The organism is Brachybacterium horti (assembly GCF_054777615.1).
In genome coordinates this window covers 576,953-592,723 of sequence record NZ_BAAHAM010000003.1, presented here as the reverse complement: position 1 = coordinate 592,723, position 15,771 = coordinate 576,953, and the positions used below count along the sequence as shown (strand labels likewise).

The window sequence follows — 15,771 nt, the reverse complement described above, 5'->3', positions numbered from 1 at the left end:
GACGGTGGTCAGAGGGCGTGCGCGGAGGCGTGGGCCGCGGCGCCGAGCAGCGCCGCGTGCTGGCCCGCGCGGGCGGGGACGATCGGCGTCGCGGCGACGACGTCCATCGCCCCCTGGGCGAGGCCGGCATCGAGGGCGCGCCGCCACGGCTCGCCGTCCCCGCTCATGCCGTGCGCCGCGCTGACCCCGCCGGTGAGCACCACGAGGTCGGTGTCGAGCAGGTTGAGCGCGCCGCCCAGCACGCGCCCGGTCGCACGGCCCGCGATCGTGTAGGCGCGGGCCGCGGGGCCCTCGGGATCCGCGACGGCGAGCGCGGCGAGCGCCCGGCCGTCGGCCACGGGGGAGCCGTCGGATCCTGCGGCGCCGAGCCGCCGGGCGAGGGCGAGGATGCCGGGACCGGAGGCGAGGCCCTCGAGGTGTCCGCTGCGGCCGCAGGGGCAGGGGACCCCCTCGGCCTCGGGCACCGGGAGATGCCCCAGGTGCCCTGCCGCGCCGCGCGCCCCGGTGACGACCTCGCCGCCGATCACCTGGCAGCCGCCGATCCCCGTGCCCACCGCGAGCAGCAGCATCGAGGAGGCGTCGCGGCCGGCGCCGTGGAGCGCCTCGCCGAGACCGTGGGCGTGGACGTCGTTGAGCACCGCGACCGGCAGACCGAGGCGGGAGGAGACCGCCGCGGCGACGTCCGTGCCCGCCCAGCCGCGCAGGGCGTCCGTCGCATGGGTGATGCGGCCGCGCGCGGTGTCCACGACCCCCGCGGAGGCGACGCCCACCGCGAGCGGGGCGGCGTCCCCGGCGGCCGCCACCGCGAGGTCGAGGGCCGCCGCGAGGATCGCGGCGGGCCCCTCCTGCGCAGGGGTGGGGACCGTGAGCACCTCACCCGCGGCGCCGTCGCGGACGAGCGCGGCGCTGGTCTTGGTGCCGCCGATGTCGAGGGCGAGCACCCCGCCCGTCGACCCGGCGGAGGTCGGTGCCGGATCAGGCATCGGCGAGCAGCCCGGTGCTGCGGAGGATCCCGCGGATCTTCTCCACGGCCTCGCCCTCGAGCGCGGACATCGGCGTGCTCATCGTGTTCGTCGAGATCACGCCGAGCTCGCGCAGCGCCGTCTTGAAGGCGCCCACGCCGGCCGCGGGGCCGGTCTTCCCAACGGGCTGGAAGACGATCTCGAAGAGGGCCGCGAGGCGGTCCTGCTCGATCCGCACCGTCTCCCAGTCGCCGGCGCGGGCGGCGCGGTCCATGCGCACGTAGCCGGCGGGGTCCACGTTGCCGAGGCCCGGGACGGAGCCGTCGGCCCCGGCGAGGTAGGCGCCGTCGACGACGACCTCGTGGCCCGTGAGAAGCGTGAGCGGGGAGCCGGCGGCGCGGTTCATCGCCGCCAGGCGGCGGAAGGAGACGTCGTCCCCGCTGGAGTCCTTCACACCGGTGAGGACGCCGTCGACGCCGAGCTGCACGAGGTGCGCCGGGGAGAGCTTCGTGTGCACGCACACGGGGATGTCGTAGGCCCAGACGGGGACGCTCGCCGCGGCGCCGATCGTGCGGAAGTGGGTGTCGATCTCCTCGGGGCCGGTGATCGCGTAGAACGGCGCGGTGACGACGTAGCCGGCGAGGTCCAGCTTCTCCGCGGCCCGCAGGTGCTGGAGCACGCGGGAGGTCTGCGTGTCGATGAGGCCGGCGAGCACGGGCACCTGGCCCGCGACGAGCGAGGTGACGACCTCGAGCACCTGGGCGCGCATCGCGTCGTCGAAGAAGGCGATCTCGCCGCTCGAGCCGAGCGCGAAGAGGCCGTCGACGCCGCCCTCGAGGTGACGGGCCACGAGGCGCTCGAGCGAGGGGACGTCGAGGGCGCCCTCGGGGGTGAGCGGGGTGAGCAGCGGAGGGACGACACCCGCCAGGGGAGCGGTCTCGGTCGTGGTCGCGGGGGCGGTGGTGGTCATGGGAGCTCCTGAGGTCTGAGTGAGGAAGGTGAGAGGTGGGAGGGGAGGGGTCAGAGGAGGGACGGGGCGGCGGCCAGCAGGCTGCGCGTGTACTCGTCGGTCGCGGAGGCGAAGACGCTCGCCGCGTCGCCCTGCTCCACGACCTTGCCGCGGTGCATGACGATGATCGAGTCGGAGACGAAGCGGACCGTCGAGATGTCGTGGGAGATGAACACGAGGCCCAGTCCCAGCTCCTGCTTGAGGTCCGTGAGCAGGTTCAGCACCTGTGCGCGCACCGAGACGTCGAGGGCGCTCGTGGGCTCATCCGCGACGATGACGTCCGGCTGGAGCGCGAGCGCGCGGGCGATCGCCACGCGCTGGCGCTGACCGCCGGAGATCTGCCGGGGCAGCACGTCGAGCGCGGAGGCGGGCAGGCCCACCTTGTGCACGAGCTCGGTGACCGTCGCGAGGCGCTGCGCCTCGGTGCCGATCCCGTGCACGCGCAGCGGGTCCATGAGCGCCTCGCGCACGAGCATCCGCGGGTTCAGCGCCGTCGCCGGGTCCTGGAAGACCACGGAGACGGTGCGGCCCAGCTCTCGGCGCGCCGCCCGGGAGCGGCCCAGGGCCTTCCCCTGGAAGAGCACCTCGCCGCTGGTCACCGGCTGCAGGCCGGTCATCACGCGGGCCAGGGTGGACTTCCCGGAGCCGGACTCGCCGACGATCCCGAGGACCTCGCCGCGGCCCAGCGAGACGCTGATGCCGTCCACGGCGCGGATCGTGTCCGGTCGCAGCAGGGAGCCGGTGCGCAGCTTGTGCACGACGTGCACGTCCCGCAGCTCGATGACGGGGGTGGTGGTCTCGCTCATCGGTTCTCTCCTGCCTCGGCGGTGGCCAGGGCGCCGGGGAGGTCCCCGGTCGCGGCCACGAGATGGGTGGTGCCCGGGACGGTGAGCAGCCGCGGCGGGAGGTCCGCGCGGGCGGCGGGGTCCTGGCTGCGCGGGGCGAAGCGGTCGCCGCGCGCGAACTCCCGCGGGGAGGGCACGGTGCCCGGCACCTGGAGCAGACGCTCGGCCTGCGCCTCGATCGAGAGCACCGAGCCCAGCAGGCCGCGCGTGTACTCGTGACGGGGATCCACGAGCAGGTCCCGGGTGTCGCCCTGCTCGACGACCTGGCCGGCGTACATGACGGTCACACGGTGGGCGAGCTGGGCGACGAGGGCGAGGTCGTGGCTGACGAACACCATCGCGAAGCCGAGCTCGTCGCGCAGCCGCAGCAGCAGCTCGACGACCTGCTTCTGGACGGTGACGTCGAGGGCCGTGGTGGGCTCGTCGGCGATGACCACGCGCGGGTCCCGGGTGAGCGCCATGGCGATGAGCACGCGCTGGCGCTGGCCGCCGGAGAGCTCGTGCGGGTAGGAGGCGAGCGTGCGCTTCGCGTCCAGTCCCACGAGCTCGAGCAGCTCGGCGGCGCTGCGGGTGCCGCCGCGGCGGGTCAGCTGCGCCATCTGGGAGCGGATGAGCATCGAGGGGTTCAGCGAGCTCAGCGCGTCCTGGTAGATCATCGCGACGCCGTGGCCGCGCAGCTCGTTGAGCCTGCGGGCGTCGAGGTCCAGCAGGTTCACGCCGTCCAGCAGGACCTCGCCGGAGACCTTCGCGGTGCGGGGCAGGAGCCCCATCACGGCGAGGCTTGTGACGGACTTGCCGGAGCCGGACTCGCCCACCAGGCCCATCGTCTCGCCGGGGCGCACGGTGAAGGAGACGCCGTCCACGATGTCCACGTCGCCGTGGGCCTCGGGGAAGGAGACGTGGAGGTCCTTGACCTCGAGCACGGGGGCGGCGGCGCGGTCGATCCCGGTGCGGGCGGGGCGCGCGAGCTCCGCGGTGCGCAGGCGCCGCAGGGACTCGGCGAGCACGTGGTCGGTCGTGGAGTGGTCGACGGCGCCGAGCACCTCGCCGGCCTCGGCGTCACCGGCGGTGCCCGCGGCCTCGACGGCGCGCTCGTCGGCGTCGACGTCGACCTTGTGCTTCACGCGGGGGCTCGCGAGGGCGTCGGTGAGCCCCTCGGAGAGGATGTTCAGCGAGAGCACCGTCAGCAGGATCGCGACGCCCGGGAAGAAGGTGGGCCACCAGTAGCCGGCCAGGAGCACGGCCTTGCCCTCGGCGATGATGTTGCCCCACGAGGGGTTCGGGGGCTGCACGCCGGCGTTGATGAAGGACAGCGACGCCTCGAAGACGATCGCGTCGGCCACGAGCACGGTCGTGAACACGAGGATAGGGGCGAGGCAGTTGCGGGCCACGTGCTTGATCAGGATCCAGCCGGTGGAGGCGCCCATGACCTGGGAGGCGGCCACGTAGTCCTCACCGAACTGGGCGAGCACGTTCGCGCGGACCACACGCGCCAGCTGCGGCACGTAGAGGAAGGCGATCGCGAAGATCAGCACCGGCAGCGAGGTGCCGAACACGGCGACGAACACGGCGGCGAGCGCAATGCCCGGGAAGGACATGATCACGTCGAGCACGCGCATGAGGATCTCGGAGGGGATCCGGGCGGCGGTCGCCGCAAAGGAGCCCAGCAGCGCGGCGACCACGAGGGCGGCGCCGGTCGCGCAGAGGCCGATCAGCAGGGAGGCGCGGGCGCCGTGGAGGATCCGGCTGAGCACGTCGCGGCCCACCGAGTCGGTGCCCATGAGGTGCTCGCCGCTCGGCGGCTGCACGGGGGTGCCGGTCGCGAGCGGGTCGTAGGGGGAGATGAGGGGGGACAGCGCCGCCGCGAGGATCAGCAGCAGCAGGAAGCCCACCGCGACCCTCGAGGAGAGGGGCAGCTCGCGGAGGGCGCCGAGGCGGCCGCCGGAGACGGAGGTGAGTCGGTTCTGGAGTCGCGCTCGCATGTCAGATGCTCCTGATCCGCGGGTTGACGAGGACGTACAGCAGGTCCACGAGGATGTTCACGACGATGAAGGCGATCGCGACGGTGAGGGTCACGCCCTGCACGAGGAACACGTCGTTGCGCTTCACGCCGTCGAGGATGAGCTGGCCCATCGCCTGGATGTTGAAGATGATCTCGATGATCACGGCGCCGCCCATGAGGTAGCCGACCCGCAGGCCGAGCACCGTGATCGGGGTGATCAGGGCGTTGCGCAGCACGTTGCGGGAGACGACGACGGGGTAGGGGACACCGGCGCCGACGGCGGTGCGGACGTAGTCGCGGTCCAGCTCCTCGACCATCGCGGTGCGGACCACGCGGGTGAGGGAGCCGGTGACGGGCACGCCGAGCGCGATCGCGGGGAGGGCGACGTTGCGGGCCCAGGTGGCCGGGTCGGCGAGGGCGCCGACCCACTTCGCGACGAGGGCGGGGAAGACTCCCCAGCCGCCGGGCACCTCGCCGAGCCACTGGATGAGCAGGATCGCGAGCCAGAAGCTGGGGGTCGCGAGCGCGGCGATCGAGAGGACGCGGATCACCTGGTCCACCCAGCGGTCGCGGAAGAGGGCGGCGAGCACGCCGAGCACGGCGGCGACGACGATCGCGAAGGCGAGGCCCAGGAAGGTCAGCTGCAGCGTGATCGGGAAGGCCTTCGCGACGACCTCGGTGACCGGGGTGCTGCCGGAGGTGGTGCCGAGGTCCCCGTGCAGCATGCCGCCGAGGAAGGAGAGGTAGCGGACGATCAGCGGGTCGTCCAGGCCGTTGGCCTCCCGGTAGTTCTGGAGCGCCTCGGCGGAGGCGGACTCCCCGAGCGCGAGACGCGCGGGGTCCGAGGGGGAGAAGGACATGACGACGAAGACGAGCAGGGTGACGCCGAGGATCATCAGCGGCAGGGAGACGAGGCGTCGTCCGACGAGTCGGAGGAGCTGGGTCACGGGAGGGCCTCCAGGAGGGCCGGGTGCGGCGGGCGGTGGCGGGCGGGGCACGTCGCGCGGCGGCGACGGGCCCCGCCCGCGGGAGGGGCTGGGGCGGGGGTGCCCTACTGGGCGGAGCCGACGCCCACGAAGCTCAGGCCGGTGAGGGCCGTGGGAGTGAAGTCCACGAGCGTGGAGGCGTCCCAGGCGGTGGGGGACTTGCGATGCAGCAGCGGGTACAGCGGGACCTCGTCGGAGAGGAGGTCGAAGAGCTCGTGCCAGATGTCCACCTGGGCGGCCTCGTCGGTCTGCTCCATGCCCTGGTCCAGGAGGTCGTGGACCTTCTGGTAGCTGTCCGAGCCCTTCCAGTGCATGCGGCCGTCGGTCCAGGTGTCGCCGTAGTACCACCAGCGCATGAGCAGGTCGGGGTCGTTGCCGAACACGGAGGGGTCGCCGGGGGCGATGACGACGTCGAACGCCTCGGGCTTGCCGTCGATCGTGTTGTAGACGTCCGCGGACTGCTTCTCCGTGAACTCGATGGTCACGCCGGCGGCCTCGAGGGACTGCTGGATGATCGGGGTGACCTGCTTGACCCAGTCGTGGTCGGTGCACAGCAGGCGGAACGAGGTCAGGCCGGTCTCCGCGAAGAGGCCCTTGGCCTTCTCGAGGTCCTGCGCGTAGACCGTCGAGGCCTCCTTGTACTGCGGGTGGTCCTTCTGGACGAAGCTCGTGGCGGCCTCGGCCTGGCCGGCGAGGCCGTCGGTGATGACCTTCTCGATGTCGACCGCGTAGAGGAACGCCTGGCGGTTCTTGACGTCCGCGAAGGGGTTGCCCTCGGCGTTGTTGAACATCGCGAACAGGAGGCCGAAGCCCTGGGCGGACTCGACGGTGCTCGTGGCCTTCAGCTGGTCGATCGAGAGGTAGGGCACCGAGTCGACGGCCTGCGCGGTCTTGGACTGCAGCGCGTTGGTGCGGGTCGAGGCGTCCGGGATGATCTGCCAGGTCATGGACTTCGCGAGCGCCGGCTGCGGGCCGTTGTAGGCGTCGAAGCGCTCGAAGGTGACGGCCTTGGAGGACGCGCCGCCGTCGGTCATGGTCCAGGGGCCGGAGCCCACGGGCTTCGCGTCGAAGGCCTCGGGGTCCTTCTCGACGGCGGCCTTGGGGACGATCTTCACGACGCTCAGGCGCTCGGCGAGGATCGCGACCGGGTGCTTGAGGGCGATGGTGACGGTCGAGTCGTCCTTCGCGGTGACGCCGTCGACGAAGTCGATGAAGCTCGCGTAGAGCGAAGCGTTCTCCGGGTCGAGCACGCGCTCGAAGGAGAAGACGACGTCGTCCGCCGTGACGGGGGTGCCGTCGTGGAAGGTGGCGCCGTCGCGCAGGGCGACGTCGACGCTGGTCTCGGTCGAGGTGGGGAGCTCCGCGGCGAGGGCCGCGTAGACCTCGCGGGTCACCGGGTGCAGCTCGGTGAGACCCTCGAGGGTGTGCCAGTTGACGGCGACGGTGAGGGCGGCGGAGGTCGTCATCGGGTCGTAGCCGTTGGTGCCGAGCTCGTAGGAGATCGCGGCGGTGATGGTGCCGTCCTCCTTGGCCTCGGCGGCGCCGGCGTCGGAGGCCTGGCTCCCGGTGCCGCCGGAGGTCTCGCGGGGGGCGCAGGCGCCCACGGTCGCGACGATGCCGGCGGCGCCGGCGAGGATGGTCGTGCCGCGGAGGAAGCCGCGGCGGCTGGTCGAGGTGCTCACGGGGTGCATCCCTTCGGTCGGGCGGTCCGTTCTGGACCGGCTCCACGCTGAAGAGCTCCGGCGGACGTGGTGGACACCCTCAGTGGTGCCCTTCTGGCGACGGTTCGCGACCCGCTGCGTTGTGAGAGCGACCGCTTCGTCCTCCGGAACATCAGACGTATGATGTCTGATGTTCGGGACTGTACAGCCTTCCCCGCCGCGACGCGAACCGCGATCCGGGGGCCGTGACCTCATCGAGACCTTCGTGGTCCGACGAGGGGACCCGGGCAGAATGGACCACGCCCGATAAGGAGACGACATGGCACGCAGCAGCACCACGGAGGGGACCGCGGTACGGCGCATCCAGGACCTCATCCTCGAGGAGGGACTCCGCCCCGGAGACCCGATGCCGACCGAGAGCGCCCTGTGCGAGCGGCTCGAGATCTCCCGCTCCTCCCTCCGCGAGGCCATGCGCACCCTCGCCTCGCTCGACATCGTCGAGGTGCGGCACGGGCACGGCACCTTCGTCGGCGGCCTCTCCCTCGCCCCGCTCGTGGACGGACTGCTCTTCCGGGCCCAGCTCGACGACGGCTCCGACCTCCGCGCCCTGCGCGAGGTGGTCGAGCTGCGCATCGCGCTGGACCTCTCCGTCGCCCCTGCGCTCGCGGACCACTACCGCGGCAGCGCCAACCCCGAGCTTGAGGTCCTCGTGGGGGAGATGCGCCGGCTCGCGGACGCCGGCGAGCCCTTCCCGGAGGCGGACGCCGCCTTCCACGCGAAGCTGCTCGCCCCCGTCCCCAACCACCTGCTCGTCCAGCTCGCGCAGGCCTTCTGGGAGATCCACACCTCCGCGGTGCCGCTGCTGGGGCTGCCCCCGGCGACCGACATCCTCGACACCGTCGAGGCGCACCACGCGATGGTCACCGCGCTCGAGGCCGGGGACGTCGAGGCCTACCGGGCCGCCGTCCACGCGCACTACGCCCCGCTGTCCCGCGTCCTCGCGGCGGCCGGGGACGCCTGAGGGCGCGCTCAGGGGGAGGGGGAGGCGCTCAGCCGATCGAGCAGGCCACGCCGTTGAACCCGTGGTTGCAGTACCCGCCGGGGTTCTTCGCGAGGTACTGCTGGTGCTCGGGCTCCGCCGTGTAGTAGCGGCCGTCACCGGCCTCCGCGAGCGGGGCGAGCTCCGTCGTGATCGCGCCGCGGCCCGCAGCGTCCAGATCGCGCTGGTAGCGCTCGGCGCTGTCCCGCACCACGCGGCCCTGGGCCTCGGAGGTCCAGTAGACGGCGCTGCGGTACTCGGTGCCCACGTCGTTGCCCTGGCGGTTCGCCGTCGTGGGATCGTGCTGCTCCCAGAAGGCGGTGAGCAGGGTGCGGAGGGTCTCCTCGCCGCCCGTGTAGACCACCCGCACGGCCTCGGCGTGACCCGTCCGCGCGGAGAACACCTCCTCGTAGGTGGGATGCGCGGTGAAGCCGCCCGCATAGCCGGCGGAGGTCGTGTGCACACCCGGCACCTCCCAGGCGATGCGCTCCACGCCCCAGAAGCAGCCGCCCGCGAGGACGATCTCCTCGGCGCCCGCCGGCCAGGGGGCCGCGTCCGTCGGCGCGTCGGGGCCGAGCATGTCCGTGCCGAGCACCGCGTGCTCGCGCACCAGGGGATAGGCGTAGTCGGGACGCCCCGAGAGGGCCTCCTCGCGCGAGACCATCTGCTTCTTGTGCCCGTACAGGAGGTCCATCATCTGCCACATGCCGGCCACGCTAGACCTCCCGCGCACGGCGGTGGAAGCGGAGGTCGCGCACGGAACACGGGGATCCGCCCAGGGCGTACCGGACCGGCCCCCGACGGCCGACGGGACCCGCCTCAGCGCTCCCGGCGGGGGAGCACCACGACCGTGAGCGCGGCGAGCGCGAGCACCGCGGGGACCAACATCCAGGGGCCGAGGTCCACCCGGGAGACGAGCAGCACGAGGCCGGCCCCCGCCGCGGAGGCCACGAGCACCACCAGGTGCGCACGCCCCGTGAGCGCCCACGCGGCGCGGGTGAGGCGGCCGTGCAGCGGGATCGTCGCCGCGAGCGCCCAGGCGCAGTGCGCCGCGAGCAGGCACAGCGCCACGAGCACGGCCCGGCCCGCGGTCAGCTCCGTCTGCGGCACGAGCGCGAGCACCACGGCGGCGGGGGCGAGCAGCCCGAGGTCCGAGTCCGGTGCGAGGGTCGAGGCGATCAGCCCCGCGATCGCGGCGAGGGAGAGCAGCGCCGGGCCGAGTCCCGAGAACAGGCCCCCGGGCATCGCGAGCAGCAGCGCGGCCACGGTCGCGGCGAGGCCGAGCAGGCGCAGCCCCGTCTGCTCGGGGCTCACCGTGCGCAGCAGGAGCAGCCCCCGGGCGAGCGGGTCGACGAACCGCTGGACCCACTGCATCAGGACCGCCTCCGTCGCGGCGCGGTGCGGGCGGCGGTCAGCGAGAGCAGCACGGGGGCGAGCGAGCTCGGCCCCTCCCAGGGCGTGACAGGCACCCCGGACTCCCGCAGCTCGCGCACGGTCTCCTCCCGCTGCAGGCGCCGCAGCGCCCAGGCCTCCGCCCAGAAGCGCTCGCTCGCGCGGCCGTCCACGGCGAGCGGCCGGCCGTGGAGCACCGAGGTGTCGCCCACGCTCGCGGGCAGGGTGTCCACGACGACGACGTCCGCCCCGTGCGCGACGAGGACGCCGATCTGCTCGATCGCGGGCACGGCGAGCAGCGGGGAGCAGACCACCACGAGGGTGCCCGGCCGCACCGACCGCAGGCGCCGCGCGGGCTTCGGCGCGCCCGTGTCACGGGCGGCCCGCGAGAGGGTGTCGGTGAGCACGCGCAGCTGCCGCGGCCCGGTCCCCGGGCGCACGGGGCCCAGCAGATGGCCCACGTCGAACACGCCCACCCGGTCCCCGGCGGTCAGGTAGTGGCGGGCCACGGCGGCCGTGGCCCGCACGGTCACGTCGAGGCTGCTGGGGGCGTCCGGTCCCGCCCACGGCGAGGGCAGGACGTCCGCGATCGTGTCCGTCACGATGAGCACGTCCGTGTCCTGCTCGGTGAAGGTCGCGTTGGTGTGGAGGGTGCCGGTGCGGCTCGTGACCCGCCAGTTCACGCGGTGCAGGCGGTCGCCCGGGCGGAAGGCGCGCACCTCCGCGAGGGCCGTGCCGTCCCCGCGCCGGCGGGAGAGGTGCACACCGCTCACGCCGATCGGGGTGGGCACCTCGACGGGGGCCTCGAGCACCGAGGCGTCCGGCAGCACCTGCACGTGCACGGGGGCGAGCTCGACCTGCGCGCGCGAGGCGCCGAGGGGATCGGAGGCGAGGACGTGCAGCGGGCCCACCGCGATCCGGCCCCAGCGCCGGGCGCGCACCGCGATCCGCACCGTGCCGTCCCCCGCGAGGGAGCCGTGCGGCGGCGTGAGGTCGCTGTGGCTGGTGAGCGGCACGGTCACCGCGGTGAGCACCCCCGGCCCCGTGCGCACGTCCACCGCGACGCTCGAGCCCTCCTCGACGATCCGTCGCGACGCCGCGACCTGCGCGGAGGGCACGCCCTCGGGATCACGGCGGAGCACTGCGACGAGCGCCCACACGAGCAGCGGCACGACGACGAGGAGCACGAGCGGGCGCCCCACGAGCACCGCGAGCAGCGCCCCGCCGCCGCCCACGGCCCCGGCGCGCACGAGCGCGGCCGACGGCCGGTCGTGCAGGCGCCGGGTCGTCGCCGGGGGAGCGGGGGAGGAGGTCATCCGGCGCTGCCGGCCCGCTCGCCGGCGGGCCCGACGGTCCCGGCCGCCGAGGGCTGCTCCGCGGCAGGGACGGGGACCTGCTCGAGCACCGCGGAGACCACGCCCGCCCCGGTCGCGTTCTGCAGCCACAGCTCGGGCTTGACGGTGACGCGGTGGTCGAGCGCCGGGTGGGCGAGGGCCTTGACGTCCTCGGGGACCACGTAGTCGCGGCCGCGGATCACCGCGAGCGCCCGCGCGCACGTGATGAGCGCGAGGGTGCCGCGGGGCGAGGCGCCCACGAGGGCGTGGGCGTGCTCGCGGGTGCGGCCCACGAGCTCGACCGCGTACCGGCCCACGGCGTCGGCCACGTGCACCGTCTCCACGGCGGCCTGCACGGCGAGCAGACCCTCGCCGTCCAGCACCTGGGGGACGGACTGCTCCTCCTGGCGCCGCACGAGCCGGCGGGAGACGACGTCCCACTCCTCCTCGGGGGTCGGGTAGCCGAAGGAGAGCCGCAGCAGGAAGCGGTCCAGCTGGGCCTCGGGGAGCGGGTACGTGCCCTCGTGCTCGACGGGGTTCGCGGTCGCGAGCACGTGGAAGGGGCGGGGCAGCGGGCGGGTCGTCCCCTCGACGGAGACCTGCCGCTCCTGCATCGCCTCGAGCAGCGCGGACTGGGTCTTCGGCGGGGTCCGGTTGATCTCGTCGGCGAGCAGGAGGCCCGTGAAGACGGGACCGGGCCGGAACACGAACTCACCCGTGCGCTGGTCGAACACCTCGGCGCCGGTGAGATCCGCGGGCAGCAGGTCCGGCGTGAACTGGGCGCGCGTGAAGGGCAGCCCGAGCGCCTGCGCGAAGGAGCGCGCGGCGAGGGTCTTGCCGAGCCCCGGGAGGTCCTCGAGCAGCACGTGGCCGCCCGCGAGGACCCCGGCGAGCACGAGCTCGAGGGCGGTGCGCTTGCCCACCACGGCGCCCTCGACGGCGTCGAGCACGCGGGCTGCCGCACGGCTCGCGGCGGGCACGTCCTGCGGCGGGGGCGCTCCCGCTCCGGTCGTGGGGGCGGGGTGCTGCGGGGTGTCGGTCATGGGAGCCTCTCCTCGTCTGCGGCGGCGAGCTGTCTCAGGTGGCGGTGCAGGGCCGCCCGGTCCACGGGCACGGCCTCGGGGCCGTCGGGCCCGCTGCGGCGCGGCAGGTCCAGGTGCACGCCGCGCGCCGCGGCGAGGCCCTCGAGCTCCCGCACGAGCGCGCCGGTCGTCATCCGGCGGCGCGGGCCGGCGCCGTGGATCGTCTCCTCGAGCCGCCGCACCCGCTGGTCCTGCGCATGGGGCAGGGCGTAGTCGACGTCGAGGTCGAGCGGCGGGGAGTGCAGCTGGTCGGCATGGTCCACGCCGACGTGCACCCACCAGGCGATCGCGCCCGCCGCGAGGCCGAGGGCGAGCGGCAGCGGGAGCGCGAGCTGCAGGTCGAACAGGGAGCACACGAGCACGACGACGAGCGCGGTCGCGGCGCCGATCAGCAGCCGCACCGCGAGACCCGTGCCGCGCCCGTTCACGATGCCTCCTGCAGCTGCGCCTCGAGCCGCTCGAGCAGCAGCAGGGCGCGGTCGCGGTCCGCCTCGACGAGCGGGTGCGGGTCGAACAGGGCGCGCCGGTACAGTCCGGCGAGCTCGTCGAGGGCGGAGGCGTCGAGCGCGAGCGCGCCGAGCACCGCCACCACGTACTCGAGGGTCGTCTGCGAGGGCGCCCGGCTCACCCCGGCCCGTCCGATCGCCCGCTCGAGGGCCAGCCAGGCGGCGATCACCGCGTCGTGCGCGGAGACGACGGTCGAGAGCGAGCGGCGGGCCTCGGCGAGCGCGTCCCGGGCCTGCTCCGTCGTGAAGCCCGCCTCGTCCTCCACCTCGCCGGCGCTGCGCAGCCGCTCCGGGGCGAGGCGCCACATGCGGTGGGCGACGAGGGCCACGAGGGCCGCGGCGATCACACCGAGCACCACGAGGATCCGCACGAAGGACTCCCGGGACATGGGCTGGATCGGTGGGGGGATCGTGGGCTGGTCCTCCGTCGCCCACTCGGGCTCCTCGTAGGCCTGGCCCTCGGCGGGCGGCGGGGGAGCGGTGCGCTCCTGCCCGTCGAACAGGGCGAGCGTGCCGCGATCCGCCCCGGCGCCCAGGGCGAGCATCACCAGGGCGAGCACGCCGAGCAGGACCAGCAGCGGCGCGAGCGCGCGGCGGCGTGGGGCCCTGCCCGGGGCGGTCATGCCCTCGTGCTCCCGTGCGGTGACGCGACGATCACCGACTGCTCCCCGGCGATCCGGGTGAGCACGAGCGTCGCGGCCTCGTCGCCGAAGCGGCGGGGACGCAGCCTGCGGCGCAGCTCCTCGGGCTCGACGGCGGTGCCCCGCTTCTTGATCTCGAGCACCCCGATCCGATGCTCGCGCAGGTAGCCCGTGAGGGCCTTGATCGAGAAGGGCATGACGTCGCGGACGGCGTACCCGCGCGCGAGGGGCGAGTCGATGCGGCGGTCCGCGGTGAGATAGGCGATCGTCGGGTCGAGGGTGCGCGCCCCGAGCCGCTCGGCGAGGGCGCAGAGCAGACCGGCCCGGATGACGGCGCCGTCGGGCTCGTAGAGATGGTCGCCGAGCGCCCCGGGCACCGGGTCGCCGGGGGAGTCCGCGCGCAGGTCCAGGCGGTGCGCCCCCTCGCGACCGATGACGAGGGCGGAGGAGCGGACCCCCTCGCGCGCGAGCGGGCCGCACCACAGGACCGCCTCGAGCACGCTCCCGTGCAGCGACAGCCACTGGACCTCGACGTCCTCGGGCAGCGCGGAGCGGTCCACGGCCGGGCCGAGCTTCGCGCCGAGCGCGCCGAGCGTCCCGGGCGCGGCACCGCCGCGCTCCCCGAGCCGGCGGGCGAGGTCGAGCACGAAGGACAGCGGCGGCTCGTACTCCTCGGGGTCGTGGAGCCGGCGGGCGCCGCGCGCCGAACCGCGCGCGGGAGCGCGGCGGGCGGGATCCAGCCAGATGCCGTCGGTCAGCGCGGGGTCGTGGTCCTCCGCGCTGCCCAGGTGCACGGCCGCGGAGGGGAAGGGGCGCAGGTTGACGGTCGCGACGGCCACCGTGAGCGGGTCCCGGTCCACGGCGCGCACGTCGTGGCCGAGGCCCGCGAGGGCCATCGCGTCCCCGCCGATCCCGCAGCCCAGATCCGCCACGGCGGAGACCCCCGCGCGCTGGAAGCGCTCCGCGTGCAGGGCCGCGACCGGCAGGCGGGTCGCCTGCTCGAGGCCGTGCTCGGTGAACAGCATGGAGCGCGCAAACTCGCCGAACTTCTCCTCCCCGCGGGCGCGCAGGCGCGACTGGGTGAGGGCGGCGGAGACGAGCTCCGGGGAGTGCCCCGCCTCGCGCAGGGAGCTCGAGCGGGACAGGACGTCCTGCTCCCGGTACGGCGGGAGGGAGTTCAGCAGCGCCCACCCCTGGGGGTGCAGCAGGGGCTCGATCGCCCGTGCGGCGTCGTCGGCAGGGGCGGAGGGCATGACCGACACCCTACCGGCGGCGACGCGCCGGGGCGGGCGTTCAGGCGTGCGCGTCCAGCACGAGCTTGCCGCGCGTGTGGCCCTCCGCGAGCAGGCGGTGCGCGCGGGCGATCTCGCCGAGCGGCAGCACCGTGGAGGCCTCGAGCGGGTAGGCGCCCGAGCGCAGGCCCTGCACGAGGTGGTCCAGGCGGTCGCGGCCGGGCACCAGCTGCGGCACGTGCACCTCGATGCCGCGCTCGGTCGCGGGGGCGGTGTCCGCGAGGGTGGGGAGGGTGACGATCCGCCCGCCCGGGGCGAGATGGTCCAGGCTCGGCACGAAGGTCGTGAAGTAGTGCGTGTCCAGCACGACGTCCACGCCGCGGCCGCCCGTCGCCTCGTCGATCTCGGCGCGCCAGTCGGCGTCGTCGTACGCGATCGGGGTCGCGCCCAGCTCGCGGATCCGCTCCGCGTTCGCCGCGCGGCCCGTGGCCCACACCCGGGAGGCGCCGGCCTCGAGGGCCATGGGGATCAGCAGCTGGCCCACGCCGCCCGCGCCCCCGTGCACGAGCACCGTCTCGCCCTCGGCGATCCGGGCGCTGTCGCGCACCGCGGCGATCGCCGTGAGGCCCACGAGGGCGAGGCCCGCCCAGCGCGGGAGCTCCTCGGCGGTGACCTCGTCCGGGATGGGGGCGAGATCGTCCGCCGCGATCGCGATGACCTCGGCGGCCGTGCCGCGCTGGTCCGCGGCGGCGCGCATGCCGAACACCCGGGTGCCGGGGGCGACGCCGCGCGCCTCGAGCTCCGCCTCGTCGAGGTCGGGACCGGCGGAGAGGACCACGCCCGCCATCTCGCGGCCCGTCCCGGCCGGGAGCACGAGGTCCTTCGAGCGGCCGGAGGAGCCGTCGCGGATCTTGTAGTCCAGGGGGTTCAGGCCCACGTAGGAGACCTCCACGAGCACCTCGCCCGGGCCGGCCACGGGCTGCGGGGCGTCGGTGTGGAGCGTCAGGACCTCGGGGCCGCCGAAGCTGTCGAAACGGATCTCACGCATGACTCCATGATGCACCGGGAGACGGGGAGGTG

At 74.5% G+C, this 15,771-nt stretch carries 15 protein-coding genes; 1 reads left to right on the top strand and 14 read right to left on the bottom strand.

From position 1 onward, the window contains the following. Positions 1–8 precede the first annotated feature (8 nt). From ACYVAP_RS12150 to ACYVAP_RS12125, 6 genes are all read right to left on the bottom strand, one after another. Positions 9–983 carry an ROK family protein gene (locus ACYVAP_RS12150; protein WP_498860815.1) on the bottom strand — a complete coding sequence of 325 codons (975 nt, stop codon included), beginning with the start codon at positions 981–983 and terminating at the stop codon, positions 9–11. Continuing rightward, on the bottom strand, positions 976–1,932 hold the full coding sequence (locus ACYVAP_RS12145; RefSeq protein ID WP_498860814.1) for a dihydrodipicolinate synthase family protein: 957 nt from the start codon (positions 1,930–1,932) through the stop codon (positions 976–978). Before ACYVAP_RS12145 ends, ACYVAP_RS12150 begins: the two co-directional genes overlap by 8 nt. Before the next feature lie 50 nt (positions 1,933–1,982). After that, a complete protein-coding gene (locus tag ACYVAP_RS12140; RefSeq protein ID WP_498860813.1) occupies positions 1,983–2,777 on the bottom strand; it encodes an ABC transporter ATP-binding protein in 795 nt (264 codons plus the stop codon). Continuing rightward, on the bottom strand, positions 2,774–4,798 hold the full coding sequence (locus ACYVAP_RS12135; RefSeq protein ID WP_498860812.1) for a dipeptide/oligopeptide/nickel ABC transporter permease/ATP-binding protein: 2,025 nt from the start codon (positions 4,796–4,798) through the stop codon (positions 2,774–2,776). Before ACYVAP_RS12135 ends, ACYVAP_RS12140 begins: the two co-directional genes overlap by 4 nt. A gap of 1 nt (position 4,799) precedes the next feature. Continuing rightward, complete coding sequence (locus ACYVAP_RS12130; RefSeq protein ID WP_498860811.1) at positions 4,800–5,765, bottom strand: ABC transporter permease; 966 nt, start codon at positions 5,763–5,765, stop codon at positions 4,800–4,802. A gap of 104 nt (positions 5,766–5,869) precedes the next feature. After that, positions 5,870–7,495, bottom strand: a complete 1,626-nt coding sequence (locus ACYVAP_RS12125; protein WP_498860810.1) for an ABC transporter substrate-binding protein — start codon at positions 7,493–7,495, stop codon at positions 5,870–5,872. Between the two features lie 289 nt (positions 7,496–7,784). On the opposite strand from ACYVAP_RS12125, the gene ACYVAP_RS12120 reads away from it, so the two are divergent. Then, complete coding sequence (locus ACYVAP_RS12120) at positions 7,785–8,486, top strand: FadR/GntR family transcriptional regulator (RefSeq protein ID WP_498860809.1); 702 nt, start codon at positions 7,785–7,787, stop codon at positions 8,484–8,486. A 28-nt stretch (positions 8,487–8,514) separates the two neighbouring features. Here the strand turns inward: ACYVAP_RS12120 and msrA are convergent, their stop codons facing one another. The 8 genes from msrA to ACYVAP_RS12080 all read right to left on the bottom strand — a co-directional run bounded on the left by msrA (position 8,515) and on the right by ACYVAP_RS12080 (position 15,739). Then, positions 8,515–9,210, bottom strand: coding sequence for a peptide-methionine (S)-S-oxide reductase MsrA (gene msrA / locus ACYVAP_RS12115; RefSeq protein WP_498860808.1), 696 nt, complete (start codon positions 9,208–9,210; stop codon positions 8,515–8,517). Positions 9,211–9,323: 113 nt separating this feature from the next. Beyond that, positions 9,324–9,878, bottom strand: coding sequence for a hypothetical protein (locus ACYVAP_RS12110; RefSeq protein WP_498860807.1), 555 nt, complete (start codon positions 9,876–9,878; stop codon positions 9,324–9,326). Next, entirely contained in the window at positions 9,878–11,212 is a 1,335-nt protein-coding gene (locus tag ACYVAP_RS12105; RefSeq protein WP_498860806.1) for a DUF58 domain-containing protein, read from the bottom strand. Before ACYVAP_RS12105 ends, ACYVAP_RS12110 begins: the two co-directional genes overlap by 1 nt. Then, positions 11,209–12,273 (bottom strand): AAA family ATPase, encoded by a 1,065-nt coding sequence (locus ACYVAP_RS12100; RefSeq protein WP_498860805.1) that lies wholly within the window; start codon positions 12,271–12,273, stop codon positions 11,209–11,211. Before ACYVAP_RS12100 ends, ACYVAP_RS12105 begins: the two co-directional genes overlap by 4 nt. Next, positions 12,270–12,740, bottom strand: coding sequence for a hypothetical protein (locus tag ACYVAP_RS12095; protein WP_137771451.1), 471 nt, complete (start codon positions 12,738–12,740; stop codon positions 12,270–12,272). Before ACYVAP_RS12095 ends, ACYVAP_RS12100 begins: the two co-directional genes overlap by 4 nt. Then, positions 12,737–13,441, bottom strand: coding sequence for a DUF4129 domain-containing protein (locus ACYVAP_RS12090; protein ID WP_498860804.1), 705 nt, complete (start codon positions 13,439–13,441; stop codon positions 12,737–12,739). The genes ACYVAP_RS12095 and ACYVAP_RS12090 overlap by 4 nt, the downstream gene beginning before the upstream one ends. After that, entirely contained in the window at positions 13,438–14,712 is a 1,275-nt protein-coding gene (locus ACYVAP_RS12085; RefSeq protein ID WP_498860803.1) for a class I SAM-dependent methyltransferase, read from the bottom strand. The genes ACYVAP_RS12090 and ACYVAP_RS12085 overlap by 4 nt, the downstream gene beginning before the upstream one ends. Before the next feature lie 40 nt (positions 14,713–14,752). Next, positions 14,753–15,739, bottom strand: a complete 987-nt coding sequence (locus ACYVAP_RS12080) for an NADP-dependent oxidoreductase (RefSeq protein ID WP_264450991.1) — start codon at positions 15,737–15,739, stop codon at positions 14,753–14,755. Positions 15,740–15,771: the final 32 nt, after the last annotated feature.